This is a genomic window from Rathayibacter rhapontici, assembly GCF_001995175.1.
Taxonomy (GTDB): Bacteria; Actinomycetota; Actinomycetes; order Actinomycetales; family Microbacteriaceae; genus Rathayibacter.
This window is the reverse complement of the sequence record NZ_MUKN01000076.1, coordinates 1-13,999: the sequence shown is the minus strand read 5'-3', so window position 1 is coordinate 13,999 and position 13,999 is coordinate 1. Positions and strand designations below refer to the sequence as shown.

Below are 13,999 nucleotides of genomic sequence, written 5' to 3'. Positions count from 1 at the left end.
CCGTCCCCATGACTCCTGCCCCCACTCCCCCCGCGATGGCTCAGCCCACGCCGACCGCCGCCCCGGTACCGGTCGACGACACCTGCTTCGACGTCGTCGGGCTCGGACCCAGCGCCACCACGACCGAGCCGGTCGGGACCACGTCCGCAGCGCCCGGCGGCCTCGTCGTCCACCTGGAGCCGCTGACGCTCCGCCACTGCGTCGTCTCAGGAGAGATCCGCGTGGTGGCGACCGAGGTGCTCGACAGCGACGGGGACTACTCGCCGCCCACCTCCCGCTGGTACGACCTCGCCGAGTTCGCCGACGGAGGCGACATCGCGCTGGCCGTGGCTCCGGGCCGCTACTTCGTCTTCGCCGAGTACATCGCCCGCGCCGAGGGTGAGGCCGATCTCGAGCACGGCTTCTACGTCCACTACGTCGACGGGAATCCGGCCTACTTCGTCGTGCCGGCGTCGGCGACCGTCGTCGCGACGGATCGACCGGCGCCCGGGGAGCACCTCGCCGACACGGGCATCGAGGCGACAGCACCGCTCCTGGCCGCCGGCGCTCTGCTGGCCGCGGGTGCCGCACTCGCGGTCGGACGCCGTAGGAGCGCTCGGGTCTGACCAGCCCTCGAGGATCGCGCCATCGGGCACGAGCCGTTGCGCAGCGACCGGCGCGCGAACAGGCTGGTCGCATGTTCGTCGACACGACCGCGACTCCTGACGACCTGCCCGTCCCGCCGTCGCTCGACGACGTCACCTCCCGGTTCCCCGGTGCGCTCTTCACGCTCGAGCCGCAGCCCGGCGCCGAGGAGCTCGCCGTCAGCACGGTCGGCCACGGAGTGGGCCGTCCCCAGGCCTTCTCCTCCGCCGCGATCACCTTCGGGCTGTGGCGGCGACCGGACGACCGCGACGATCCCGTCAACCTGGCCGACATCAGCGACGAGCTCCGGGCGCAGCTCGACGAGCCCCCGCTGTTCCCCCTCCCCGACCGCCTGATGACGATCCGCGAGCGGATGCGGTACCCGATGCTGTGGGAGGCGGTGCAGACCACCCTCCTCGAGGACGACCCGCGGACGATCGCCACGACGCTCGTCGAGCATGTGAACCACCAGCTCATGAACCGGTTCCGCGAGACCCGCGTCCGCGGTGAGATGCCGGGCGAGCTGCTCGGCGCGGCGACCGGGGCGGCCGTCGAGCGGGGCATCCCGGTGCGTATCGACGGCGGCGTCGTGGACGGCGTCCGCCTCGACACCGACGCGCACGTCCTCGGCCTGGGCGTCGACCTCGGCGACCGGCACCTCACCGCCGTGCTGGCGCGCGACGATCTGCCGTTCCTCGACCTCGCCTTCGTCACCCGCGCGGTGCCGTAGCGGAGGGACGGGTCAGCGGTCGCCTCCCCGGGCGAACGCCTCGAGCGCGTCGCCGGCGAGACGGTAGCCGAGCCACTCCGTCTTGGGCGTCGCGCCGATGCCGTCGTAGACGCGGATCGCGGGAGTGTTCCACCGCAGCACGCTCCACTCGAACCGGCCGCAGTCGTTCTCGAGGGCGAGGTCCGCCAGGCGCCGGAGGATCGCCGTGCCGGCGCCGGCGCCCGGCGCTCCGGGGATACGTAGAGGTCCTCGAGGTAGAGCCCGTTCCGCCCCTGCCAGGTGGAGTAGTTGAAGAAGTAGACGGCGAAGCCGATCGGGACGCCGTCGGCCAGGCAGATCAGGGCGTGAGCGGTCGACCCGTCGTCGAAGAGGGTCGCCTCGATCGACTGCTCCGTCGCGACGACCTCGCTCTCGGACTCCTCGAACACGGCGAGCTCGCGGACGAACCGGAGGATCGTGGCGGCGTCGGACCTCTGCGCGGGTCGGATCTCGAGGTCGGGCACGTCGGGGCTCCTCTCTGGCGGGGCGCTCGGGCGCTCGCGGTCCTCGGACACTAGCGGAGGGCCGCGGAGGTCGCGTGCCCCGGTCCCGCAGACCCGCTGCCGCTCACTCGCCGAACCGCGTCTCCTTGTACGGCGCACCCGAGCGGTCGTAGGTCGTCCACACTCCGACCTGCCGCCCGTGGTCGAGCGTGCCGCTGCGCAGCAGGGTGCCGTCGAGCCGGAACCACTCCCAGTACCCGTGCATCTCGCCGTCCAGCATCCCGCCGCGGCTGCGGAGGCTGCCGTCGCGGTGCAGGATCTCCGTCGCCTCGCTCACGCCCTCTCCTCCGATCCCGACCGCGTCACCGGAGGGAGGACCACCAGCGGATCGGGTCGGTGCACCCCGCGCATGCGGTAGCCGAGCGCATCCGACGACTGCAGCAGGTCGGCCAGCAGCCAGACGATCCCGAGCCACATCTCGGTCCCCTGCAGCCCGGGCACGCCGTCCGCTCCGTCGGACCGCGGCGCGAACGCGATCCCCTCGCCGGGGACCCACTGCCCGAGCGCCTGCTCGAGTGCGCCGCGCGCCCACTCCGCGATCTCCGCGCGGCGGTGCGGGGTCTGCTGCGAGGCGAGCCGGAGCGGATGCGCGATGTCGAGCACGTTGCACGCCGTCCAGCCCGCGGGAGTGGAGAGGTACGGGTCCGCGGCGTGCAGCAGCACGGTGTCGATCGTCGCGACCGGGTACGGCAGCGGCACTCCGAACTGCGCGAACAGACCCCGGGTCAGCCGGTAGAAGCCGTTCACCGCCTGCAGTCGCGGCGACTCCGAGTCGGGCAGCACCGTCCCCCACAGCCCCGTCGCGGGGTCCGCGCGCGCGACCGCCCAGCCGAGCAGGGTGGGGAGAGGGCCGGCTCCCCCGTCGTCGAAGGCGTCGGAGTGGTCCAGCGCGTTCGCGGCGCACGCCGTCGCGAGCGCGTCGACCGCGGCACCGGAGCCCCACGCACCGGCAGCCCAGTCGCGCGCGTCGAGGGCCGCCGTCAGGTCTGCCCCCGCGAGTTCGTGGACGGCGCGGATCGGGTGGGGCGTCCGCCCACCGAGCAGCCGTGCGGCGTAGCCGACGCTGAGGACGTGGTAGCTCGCCGGCCCGTCGAACGCCGAGAGCGGCTCGTCCGAGAGCGGCTCGGACGAGGTCAGCAGCCGCTCGAGACCGGCGTCCGAGAGGTCGCCGTCCGCGACCAGCCCCGTTGCGGGATCCTGCCTCGCCGTCAGCCGCCGGATCAGGTCCGGGGCGTCGAATCCGGGCGGCGGCGCGTCGAGCAGCAGATCGGCGAGCTCGACCGCGTCGGCCCAGGGGCGGACGGTCGGCGCCGCCGCCGTGCCGGGCCGGTCGACGAAGCGGCCGTCCTCGAAGCAGCGGGCCAGCACCGCCGGGATCTCGGCCCGAGCCGTGTCCCCGAAGCGCCGGAGCGCCTCGCGGAGCTCGGCGTCGCGTGCCGGTGCGCGGCGGTCGCGGAGGACGCGGGCCGGATTGCCCGCCACCACCGCGTGGTCCGGGACGCTCTTCGTCACCACGGAGCCGGCGCCGATCACGACGTGGTCGCCGATCACCACCCCGTCGAGGATCGTCGCCTGCGAGCCGATCCAGACGTCGTCGCCGAGCACGATCCCGCGGCTCGAGAGGCCCTGGGTGAAGACCGGGGCGTCCGGCTCCATCAGGTGGTTGAAGCCCAGGATCGACGTGTGCGCACCGATCCGGACGCCGTCGCCCATCCGCACGTCGCCGCGGACCACGGCGAACGGATTGACGGAGCAGTCGGCTCCGATCGTCACGTCGCCCGTGACGTAGGCGTGGGCGGCGATGTAGCTGCGGTCGCCGATCGCCAGCCGGTCGCAGAAGACGGCGGCACTCGCGGCGACGAACACCCGGTCGCCGATCCCGGCTCCCCCCGCGGCCAGCTCGCCCAGCCGTTCGGCCTGCGCGGCCCCGTCTGCGGAGTCGGGGTCGTACTCCCACGGGAGGAAGTCGACGCGGCGGACACCCTCGGCGGTCATGCGCCCACCCTCCCACGGGTGACGCGGGGGCGGAACCCGGCGCGCGCCCGGGCTCCGGCGCAGTCGCGCCGGCGCGGCGATCACGGCCCATACTGAGCGAGCGCGGGCCGGCGTCACGGCGTCGCACCCCTCGGAATCGGAGCACCACCATGCACGTCCTCCCCGCCCGCGCCGTCGCCGGCTCCCTCCTGCTCGCGCTCCTCCTCACCACCGCGCCCGCCGCCGCCGCCCAGGAGCTGCCCGCGCCCACCGGCAGCATCGAGGGCACCGTCGTCCTGCCGTGGCGGGGAGTGATCACCTCGAAGCAGTACTCGGTCACGGTCTGGCGCGACGACCCGTCGTCGTCGGCCTGGACCTACGCCGGATCGGGCTACGGGCGATCGGAGGAGGCGTACCGGGTCGACGGGCTGGAGCCGGGCCGGTACGCGGTGCGGGCGCAGCAGTCGATCGACGGCCCCGCTGCCACTCCCTCCGACCGTCCCGACTTCGCCGACGGGTCCGCACTGCGCGACGGTTCGACGCTGATCGAGGTCGCGGCCGGGGGCGTCGCGAGCGGCGTCGACTTCGAGCTCGGTCCGTGGCGGTGGAGCAGCGACCGCATCGCCGGCGTCGATCGCTACGAGACCGCCGCGGCGCTGTCGCGGGCCTTCGTCGAGCCCGGGATCCCGGTGCTGTACGTGGCGAGCGGGGCGAACTGGCCGGACGCGCTGAGCGCCGGCCCGGCGGCCGCGCACCTCGGAGGATCGCTGCTGACCACGGATCCGTCCGCTCTGCCCGCGTCGACCGCCGCCGAGATCCGGCGTCTCGCTCCGTCGCGGGTCGTCGTCGTCGGGAGCGAGCTGAGCGTCTCGGACGCCGTCCTCCGGCAGCTCGAGCGCCTCGTCCCGGAGGTGCGGCGCATCGGTGGAGTCGACCGGTACGAGACGAGCCGCCTGATCGTCCGCGACGCGTACACGACGGCCCCGGAGTACACGTATCTCGCGACCGGTGCGAACTTCCCCGATGCCCTCGCGGTGGCCGGGGCGGCCGGAACCGCCTCACCGGTCGTCCTCGTCGACGGAGGCCGCTCCGGAGCCGACGACGCGACGAAGGACCTGCTCCGCTCGCTCCGCGTGCAGGCCGCGCAGGCGGTCGGCGGAGAGCCGTCGATCCCCACCTCGCTGATGAAGGATCTGGTGCAGAGCGGAGCGATCCAGCGCGACTACCGCATCGCGGGCAGCGACCGCTACGCCACCGCCGCGTTCGTGGGCGACTTCGTCCCGCGCAACGACGGCCGCGCCTTCGTCGCCTCCGGCGAGGGCTTCGCCGATGCCCTCGCCGTCGCGGCCGTCGCCGCGCGCACGGGGACGCCCGTGGTCCTCACCGAGCAGCCCTGCCTGCGCCCGATCGCGGCGGAGTCGCTGGGCAGGAACCTCCGCCCGCACCTGACGATCCTCGGGCAGGAGGCCCGCGTCGCCGCCGCGGTCGTGCGGGGCCGCTGCTGAGAGCCGACGGGACGACCCGCCCTCCCCCGTCGACGCTCGTCGCGTCCGCTTGCGGACATGTCCGCTAGAGGACCTTGCCGCCCTCTCGGCACGCTCAGGACACTGAGAGCATCCCTGGTCCTCAGCGTCGTGATCGCCGCGGGGGCCGCGTCGCGCCACCCGAGAGCAGACCCCGCATGAGCGTCCACGATCCCGCAGCACCCGTCCTGGCCAGGAGGCGCCCCGGCGCACCGCGGATCCTCGCCGCCGTCCTCGGAGCCCTCCTCGTCGGCTCCGCCGGCCTGGCGCCGCTCTCCCCCGCCTCCGCCGCACCGACGACCATCGTGGTGGGCGACACCGGCTGCCAGGAGGTCGCCGGGAATATCGGCGCTCAGGGCCCCGCCGAGATCACTCCGCGCGCGGGAGGAGGCTCCACCTGCTTCGTCCCCTCCGGCTTCGGACCCCTCGGGGACGACGTCGTGGTCGAGATCCCGGCGGGATGGACCCTGTCGCTCGCGGGCCTCTCCAGCGACGCGACCATCCGCACGTCCGACTCCTGCGGCGCGGCGGGCGAGGCGGACGCCTGCGCTCTCGTCCTGGACCGGATCACGAACCGGGGGACGATCGAGATCGGCTCCTCCGCGTCCTCCGTCGTCACCGAGGGCTCCGTGACGAACGAGGGGAGCATCGTGCTCGGCGAGGCGGCCGACGGCGCCGCTGCTCCCACGTTCACCAACGCCGGCCGCCTGACGAACGTCGGCTCCCTCGTCATCGACGACGAGGCGGTGTTCACGAACCAGCTCGACGTGAACCTGAAGTGCGGGTCGACCCTCACCGGAGTCGTCGCGGGCATCGCGCCCTTCGACGCCTGCACCCCTCCCACGCTGTCGGGCGACGCTCCTGCGGGCCAGGTCGCGGTGGCGTACTCGTACGTCTACTCCGTGGCGGGCGACTCCCGAGCCGCGGCGAACCTCCGGGTGGCCGAGGGCGCGCTGCCGCCGGGTCTGTACCTGAACTTCCGAGGGGACCTCTACGGCTACCCGAGTCAGGCGGGCACGTTCACGTTCGAGCTGACGACGCAGAACGACCTCGGCGGATCCCGGCTGACCGACACCATCGAGATCTCCGCGGTGGCGCCGACCATCACCGGAACCGCGGCGGCCGGCATGGTGGGCGAGGACTACTACTCCGAGTACGTGGTCACGGGAGCCCCTGCTCCCGTGCTGACGCTGGCGTCCGGGACCCTGCCGCCCGGCGTCGAGCTCACTCCGTTCGGCCTCTACGGCCGGCCGACCACGGCGGGCACCTTCACCTTCACGATCGCCGCGACCAACTCCGCCGGCTCGGCGCGGATCACCAGCACCGTGACGATCGCTCCGAGGACGGCCGTGGCGACGACCGCGGACCTGCGGGTGGACCTGTCCGCTCCCTCCTCGGCGACCAAGGGCCGCACCTTCGCCTACGCGGTGAGGACCGCCAACGCCGGTCCGGCGACCGCGACCTCCGTCGTCACGAAGGTCGTCCTCCCCCAGGGCGTCCAGTTCGTCTCGGCGTCGGGCAATCACAAGCGCTACGGCCCGATTGTCGTCTTCACGACCCCGAGCCTCGCGAACGGCAGGACCGCGACGCAGACGATCACCGTGAAGAGCACCACGACCGGGCAGAAGACCGGCGCGGCCGCCGTCCTCTCGACGAAGACCCCCGACCAGGACATCCGCAATAACACCGACACGACGGCCACGTCGATCCGCTGACCGGCGGGCTGAAGGACGAAGGGCGGGCCTCCACGGGCCCGCCCTTCCTCGTCCGCCCCTCGTCCTCTGCCCGTGATACCCGTGCGGAGGGAGCTCTGTCACGAGGGAACCCCGAACCGTCGAGACAGCCCGCTCCACCGGGACGTCTCGACGGTTCGGGGTTCCCTCGCCGGCGGACGCGGCAGGGGTGCCGCCGCCGGTCGCCCGGCAGCAGCACCCCCTCCCGCGTCCTACTTGAGGGTGCGCTTGACGATGTTGTTCCCCGGAGTCGGGTCCGACACCACCGACCACGCCTTGGCCTCGACCGTGGCCGACGCGGGCCGGTTCGCGAGCGTGACCGTGCAGGTGATGCTCTTCCCGGTGCTCACACTCGGGGTCTTCCAGGTGAGCACCGTGGTGCCCGCGACCGATCCGGCAGTCCGGACAGCACCCGGAGCCGACGCCACCGTCCCGGAGACGACGACGCGGGTCGTGGTCGCCCCAGCGTCACGCGTGCCGACGTTCTTCACGGTGACCTTCACCGACAGCGGAGCGGTCGCCGACAGTCCCGACGCCGGCGCGACAGCCACCGTCAGGTCCGCGCGGGTGAACAGCTTCATCTGCAGCGCCTGCTTCACCGCCGGCGCCGCCGACCAGACGGAGTCGCCGGCCTGCGCGGCCGTGACCGTGCACGAGGAGGTGCCCGTCAGCGTCACCGTCGCGGTGCCCGGTCCGGTCGGCGCCAGCGTGCAGCTGCCCGAGGCGCTGAGCGCCACCGGCAGACCGGAGGAGGCGGTCGCCGCCACCGGGTACGCGATGCCCCGATCGGGCGAGGTCGGCATCGTGGACGTGAACGCGATCGTCTGCGCCTTCTTCACGACCTTCACCGGCGCCGCCACCACGACCGACTGCGTCGCGCGCGGCGCGGCCTCGTAGGACGCGTCCCCGGCCTGGGACGCCGTGAGCTTGCAGGTCCCGGCCTTGAGGAACTTCACCGTCCCGCCCGTCACGGAGCAGACCGTCGACGTCGTCGTCCCCAGCACCACGGGAGCAGAGGATCCGCCCGGGGCCACCGTCGGCACGTACACAGCGCCTCCGGCCGTCGCCGCCGGAGCGGCCGAGGTGAACGCCAGAGTCTGCGTCCGCCTCCCCGCGATCTCGAACGTGCGCACCGCCTGGGCGGCACCGTGACGGGCGTCGCCCGCCTGGTCCACCGTCAGCGTGCAGGTGCCCGCGGAGCCGTACGACACGACTCCGGACGCCGTCGAGCACGCGCCCGATGCAGTGAGCACCGGATCCGCGCTCGAGGGTCCGCGCACGATCGCGGGGGTGGACGAGCCGCCCACCCGCGCGTCCGTGGGAGCCGTGCCCCCGAAGGACACGGTGCCCGCCGTCAGACCGACCGCGATGGTCTGCGACACCCGAGGAGCGGCCTCGCGGGTGTCGTCACCGGCCTGATCGGCGGTCACCGTGCAGGTGCCGGACCCGGAGAACGTCACGACACCGTCCTCGATCGAGCAGGAGCCGTCGGCGCCGAGCACCACGGGCTCGCTCGAGAATCCACCGGTCGCCGTCGGCGTGTACGTGCCGCCCGCGACCGCAGCGGCCGGAGCCTCGGACGTGAAGGCCACCGTCTGAACGGCCTTCACGACCTCGAACGCCCGCACGACCTGATCCGCGGGACCGTGCTCCGCATCGCCCGGCTGATCGAGGGTCAGCGTGCAGGTGCCCACCGCGTCGTAGGACACGACGCCCGAGTCGACCGAGCAGGCACCCGACGCGGCGAGGACCGGCGCGACGCTGGAGGGTCCGCGCACGATCACCGGAGTGAACGACCCGCCGAAGCGGGCATCCGTCGGAGCGACGCCGCCGAAGGCGACGGTCCCCTCCGACACGCCGATCTCGACGGTCTGCGAGACCTGCGCAGCGGCCGCGTAGCGCGCGTCGCCCGCCTGGTCCGCGGTGATCGTGCAGCTGCCCGACCCGGTGAAGGTGACGACTCCGTCGGCGATCGCGCACGAGCCGGTCGCTCCGAGCACCACGGGAGCGATCGACGCGCCACCCGCGACGGTCGGCCGATACGTGCCGCCCACGAGGGGCGACTCCGGAGCGTCGGACGTGAAGGACAGCGTCTGCGCGAGCGCGGCGATCTCGAACGTGCGGGTCGCTTCAGGGGCGGCACCGTGCAGAGCGTCGCCCGCCTGGTTCAGCGTCAGCGTGCACGTGCCGGCGGTGTCGTAGGACACGACTCCCGCCGCCGCCGAGCACGCACCCGACGCCGTCAGGACCGGACGGGCGCTGGAGGGGCCGGCGACGATCCTCGGAGTGGTCGTCCCGCCGACCTTCGCCGCCGTCGGTGCACTGCCGCCGAACGTGACCGTGCCCGCCGCGAGCCCCACCGCGATCGTCTGCGACACCTGAGGCGCCGCCGAGTAGCCGACTCCAGCCGCCTGATCCGCGGTCACGGTGCAGGTGCCGGACCCGGTGAAGGTCACCACTCCGCTCGCGATCGAGCAGGCTCCGGTCGCACCGAGCTGCACCGGCCGCCCGGAGGCGCCACCCGTCGCCGTGGGGCGGTAGCTGCCGCCCGCCAGCGCCGAGGCCGGCGCCTGCGAGGTGAACGCCACGACCTGGGCGGTCGTCGTGATCTCGAACGAGCGGACGACCTCCGGAGCAGCACCGTGACGGGCGTCGCCCGCCTGGTTGAGCGTCAGCGTGCAGGTGCCCGCCGCGTCGTAGGACACGAGCCGGAAGGGTCCGACCGAGCAGGCACCGGACGCCGTCAGCACCGGAGGGGCGCTGGACGGCCCGGCGACGACCGCGACGGTCGACGATCCGCCGACCCGGGCCTCCGCCGGAGCGTCGCCGCCGAACGCGACGGTGCCCGCCACGAGACCCACCGCGACGCGCTGCGACACCTGCGGAGCCGCCGAGTACCGGTCGTCCCCCGCCTGGTCCGCCGTGATCGTGCAGGTCCCCGCACCGGTGAAGGTCACGAGCCCGTCCGCGATCGCGCACGACCCGGTCGCTCCGATCACGACGGCACTGCCGGAGGCGCGGCCGTCCGCGGTCGGCCGGTAGGTCGCGTCGACGAGCGCCGTGGCCGGAGCGGTCGACGTGAACGCGACGATCTGCGGGAGCTTCGTGATCTCGAAGGTCTGCACGGCCCGCGCGGTTCCGTAGGTGTCGTCGCGGTAGTGGGTGGCGACGACGGTGCAGGTGCCCGCGGAGTCGTACGACACCACGCCGTTCTCGCCCAGCGAGCAGGCGCCCGATGCCGCGAGCAGCGCCGGCCCGGTGGACGGGCCCCGGACGAGCACCGGCGTGACGGATCCTCCGACCGCCGCCCCCGTGGGGACGGGACTCGAGATCCCGACCGAGCCCGGCGCGTAGCCGACCTCGATCGACTGGGTGTCCGGTCGCGCGTTCTCGTACTGCTCGGTGCCGTTCTGGTAGGCGGCGACCAGGCAGATCCCCTTTTTCGAGAACGTGACGACGCCGTCCTTCACCGAGCACTCGACGCTGGTGATGATCCACGGGGTCGTGCCGGAGGCGCCCGCGGCGATGGCGGGCGTGTAGGTGCCTCCGACCGCCGCGTTCACCGGCGGCGTCGTGGTGATCCGCACGGTCTGCTCGAGCTTCACGACGGAGATGTCCGCCTCGGCACGGCGCGCGGGCCAGTACCCGTCACCGGGCTGGTCGAGTGCCATCCGGCAGAGCCCCGCCTTGTCGTTGCGGACGGTCGTCCCGTCGGCCATCAGCGAGCACGCACCGCTCGCCGACAGCACGGGCACCCCCGACGACGGACCGGGGACGATCACCGGCGTGTACGTCTCGAGCACCTTCGCGATGCGCGGCGGCTCGCCGCCGAACCGGAGGTTGCCCTCCGGCGTCCCGACGGTGATGACCTGACGCGCCTGCGGAGCAGCGCTGTGCCGCTCGTCGCCGCGCTGATCCACCTTCACCGTGCAGTACCCGTCGCCGAAGAACGTCACTGTCGAGTACTCGATCGTGCAGTTGCCGTTCTCGATGATCGAGATCTCCAGCGGGTTGCCCGATCCTCCGCCGGTCGCCTGCACGGTGTAGGTGTCGTCGGTGAAGACACGGGAAGGAGGGGTCGAGGTGAACGTGATCGCCTGCGGGATCCGGTCGAGCAGGATGAAGCGCACGAGGGAGTCCGGGGCTTCGTGGACGTCGTCGCCCGCGACATCGAACTGCACTGCGCAGGTGTTGCCCTCGGTGTAGGTCAGGATCTGCCGGCCCTGCCCGTCCGGTGCGACCGTGCAGCCGAAGAAGGTGCTGATCGCCACCGGCAGTCCCGAGCTCGCCGTTGCGGACACGACGTCCGTGCTGCCGAGCACTCCCCGGGCGGGGAGGACGGGGGTGATGGTCTGCGTCGCCTTGGCGACGGTGAGGTCGAACGATTCAGCGTCGGAGGCGTAGTGCGCGTCCCCCGCCTGCTCCGCCGTCACCGTGCACATGCCGGACCGGGTGAAGGTCACGACACCGTCCGCCACCGAGCAGGCACCGGTCGCTCCGATCACGACGGGGAGCCCGGAGGCGCCGCCCGTCGTGGACGGCGTGTAGCTGCCGAGCGCGACCGGCCTCGCGGGGCGCGGCGAGGTGAATGCGACGGTCTGCTCGATCTTCTTCACCGAGACGGTGAAGGCGGCCCTTCCGGTGTTGCCGACGGCATCGACGGCGGAGCAGGTCACCGTGGTGTCGCCGATGGGGAACACGGTGCCGGAGGCGGGAGCACAGGTGCCGTCGACGGGGCCGTCGACCGCGTCGCGCGCCGGGGCGGCGTAGGTGACGACGGCGCCGGACACGCTCGTCGGCTCGGCGACGACGGTCGCCGGCACGGCGACCACCGGGCCGCTCCGGTCCTCGAGGAGGAAGGTGCCGGGCACCGACGTGATGCTGTAGTTCGAGCCCGCATCGCCTCCGGCGCACGTGGTGGCGTAGCTGCCGACGGGCGTCGTGGCGTCGATCACGATGACGCCGTCCTCGTTCGAGAAGCGGCCTCTCGGCTCGGTGGCGAAGCGGTCGGAGCCGAGGAACCGGGTGGTCGTGCAGGTGATCGCCGGAGCCGTCGCGACGCCGTGCGCGCCGGTCTCGGGACTCGACGCGGTCACCGTCAGCACCGCCGGAGTCACGGTGAGGGCGCCGTCGACGTACGCGATGGGGCCGGTCGGGTTCGTGAGACCGGAGCAGTGCGTCGTGTAGCGTCCGGCCGGAGTCGTGCTCGAGAGGGCGAGGGGCGAGGCGAAGGCCGTGTCGGTCGTCGCGTATGCACTGCACGAGAGCGTGCCGACGAGGCCGGCGCCGACGGCGGCCGTGATCTCGGGAGCAGCGGAGCCGTACGAGACGGTCGGCGACGCCGCGGTGACCTTCACCGGGACGGGCAGCGGGGCGACGATGCGCAACGCGCCGTCCTTGTACCCGGCGATCGTGTAGTTGGCGTCGACGGTCCCTCCGTAGCACCGGGTGGTGAAGTACGAGTAGGTGCCCGTCAGGCTCGCCCAGTTCGGCGTCGGCCGGTAGATGATGTCCGTCGCGGTGACGATCTGGCGGTACACGCCGTGCGTGGGCGGAGTGACCCAGGTGTCGGACCCGAGGAAGGGCGCCGTGCAGCCGAAGGCCGGTGCCGGCGAACCGCGCGGATGGTCGAAGGACTTCGCGGTCACGGTGAGGGCCTTGGGCTTCGCGGTGAAGCTCTGCAGCGCTTCGGCGGGGTACCCGTTGGGCGTCATCGGATCGACCTTCGCCCCGATCGTGCAGAGCCCGGCCGCGGTCACGGTGACGGTCGAGCCGCTCACCGTGCACGACTCGGCCGTCTTGCTGCTGAAGACGATCGAGCGCGCGGGCTGGGTGACCGCCTGCGCGTAGCCGCTGATGTCGAACGTGTCGCCGTACGTCTTCGGCGGCAGCGTCGACAGATCGAAGCGGGCTCCCATCACCGTCACCGTCACCTGGTTGCTGATCGTCCGACCGCCGCAGGTGGTGGCCTTCACGCGGTACAGGACCGTCTCGGGCCGGGTGTGCGGCGGGACGACCAGCTGGGTCGAGGCGCTCCCGACAGTCGCCTCACCCTCGGCGACCTGCCAGGTCGCTCCGCCGTCGCGGGAGGACTCCCACGACATCACGGGGATGCTGCCGTAGACCGACGACTCGACCCACCAGGCGTCGAGGGTGTGCTGCCGGCCGGTCACGATCACGTCGTCGATGGGCTGCTGCCGGAAGACCGGTGCCGGGGCGCACGCGCGGACCTCGTGCCGCAGGACGGGCTCTCCCGACGAGCTCCCGCGGGTCGCCATCTCCCAGCTGAATGCGGCGGGATAGGTCGCCCGGACGTCGTTCCACCCCTGCGGCAGGTTCCCGGTGCGCAGCACGGCCTCGCCGTTCGCGCCGACCGGCACCTTCGTGACGCCGGCACCCGTCGAGAACTCGACGGTTCCCCCGGCCGGCACGGGTCGGCCCAGACTCGGCACGGTGACCCGGGCGGTGATGACGACCTCTTGGCCCGCGGTCGACCACGTCGGCGTCGTCGTGACGGTGGTCGCGGTGTCGTACACCGGCGCGATCACGGGGTCGGGGTACGTCGGGCCGACGCTCTGCGCGACCTTGGTGACACTCGGGTGCACGTAGCTCGACCCGCCGCCGCCGGCTCCCGGATGGTTCGCCGGGCTCAGCCCGTCACCCGCCGTGTAGGACGAGCCTCCGCCGCCGCCGTACCACCAGCCGCCGCCTCCGCCGCCGCCGCTGAGGTTGAAGGCGCCGCAGTTGTAGGCGCCGTCGCCGATGACCTTGCCGACGTCGCCGCCCTTGCCGTCGTTCAGGAAGACGCCCCACTGACCGGCGTTCCCCTTGCTGCAGGTGTTGATCGTGGCGTAGCCGGCAGCGCCGGGATTG

8 protein-coding genes are annotated in these 13,999 nt (G+C 73.0%); 4 read left to right on the top strand and 4 right to left on the bottom strand.

From position 1 onward, the window contains the following. Both B0T42_RS17320 and B0T42_RS17315 read left to right on the top strand, forming a co-directional pair. Positions 1-605 (top strand): LPXTG cell wall anchor domain-containing protein (locus B0T42_RS17320; RefSeq protein WP_139344562.1); only part of this gene is annotated, 605 nt, incomplete at its 5' end. Between the two features lie 71 nt (positions 606-676). After that, the gene (locus B0T42_RS17315) at positions 677-1,354 is read left to right on the top strand and encodes a hypothetical protein (protein ID WP_077224266.1); all 678 of its coding nucleotides are present in this window, start codon (positions 677-679) and stop codon (positions 1,352-1,354) included. 12 nt (positions 1,355-1,366) lie between these two features. On the opposite strand, the gene B0T42_RS22820 is transcribed toward B0T42_RS17315, so the two are convergent. The 3 genes from B0T42_RS22820 to B0T42_RS22135 all read right to left on the bottom strand — a co-directional run bounded on the left by B0T42_RS22820 (position 1,367) and on the right by B0T42_RS22135 (position 3,891). Further along, a complete protein-coding gene (locus B0T42_RS22820; protein WP_446737393.1) occupies positions 1,367-1,495 on the bottom strand; it encodes a hypothetical protein in 129 nt (42 codons plus the stop codon). A gap of 465 nt (positions 1,496-1,960) precedes the next feature. Further along, positions 1,961-2,173, bottom strand: coding sequence for a toxin-antitoxin system YwqK family antitoxin (locus B0T42_RS17305; protein WP_077224265.1), 213 nt, complete (start codon positions 2,171-2,173; stop codon positions 1,961-1,963). Next, positions 2,170-3,891, bottom strand: a complete 1,722-nt coding sequence (locus B0T42_RS22135; protein WP_077224264.1) for an acyltransferase — start codon at positions 3,889-3,891, stop codon at positions 2,170-2,172. The genes B0T42_RS17305 and B0T42_RS22135 overlap by 4 nt, the downstream gene beginning before the upstream one ends. Before the next feature lie 149 nt (positions 3,892-4,040). Between B0T42_RS22135 and B0T42_RS17295 the strand changes: the two genes are divergently transcribed. Then, positions 4,041-5,375 (top strand): cell wall-binding repeat-containing protein, encoded by a 1,335-nt coding sequence (locus tag B0T42_RS17295; RefSeq protein ID WP_077224263.1) that lies wholly within the window; start codon positions 4,041-4,043, stop codon positions 5,373-5,375. A gap of 176 nt (positions 5,376-5,551) precedes the next feature. Beyond that, positions 5,552-7,108, top strand: coding sequence for a DUF11 domain-containing protein (locus B0T42_RS17290; protein ID WP_077224262.1), 1,557 nt, complete (start codon positions 5,552-5,554; stop codon positions 7,106-7,108). 230 nt (positions 7,109-7,338) lie between these two features. On the opposite strand, the gene B0T42_RS17285 is transcribed toward B0T42_RS17290, so the two are convergent. Further along, positions 7,339-13,999 (bottom strand): MBG domain-containing protein (locus B0T42_RS17285; protein WP_077224261.1); only part of this gene is annotated, 6,661 nt, incomplete at its 5' end.

Excerpts from the sequence above, each read along its gene's own strand:
- B0T42_RS17290 (WP_077224262.1), top strand. The coding sequence starts at position 5,552 with ATGAGCGTCCACGATCCCGCAGCACCCGTCCTGGCCAGGAGGCGCCCC.
- B0T42_RS17315 (WP_077224266.1), top strand. The coding sequence starts at position 677 with ATGTTCGTCGACACGACCGCGACTCCTGACGACCTGCCCGTCCCGCCG.
- B0T42_RS22135 (WP_077224264.1), bottom strand. The coding sequence starts at position 3,891 with ATGACCGCCGAGGGTGTCCGCCGCGTCGACTTCCTCCCGTGGGAGTAC.
- B0T42_RS17295 (WP_077224263.1), top strand. The coding sequence starts at position 4,041 with ATGCACGTCCTCCCCGCCCGCGCCGTCGCCGGCTCCCTCCTGCTCGCG.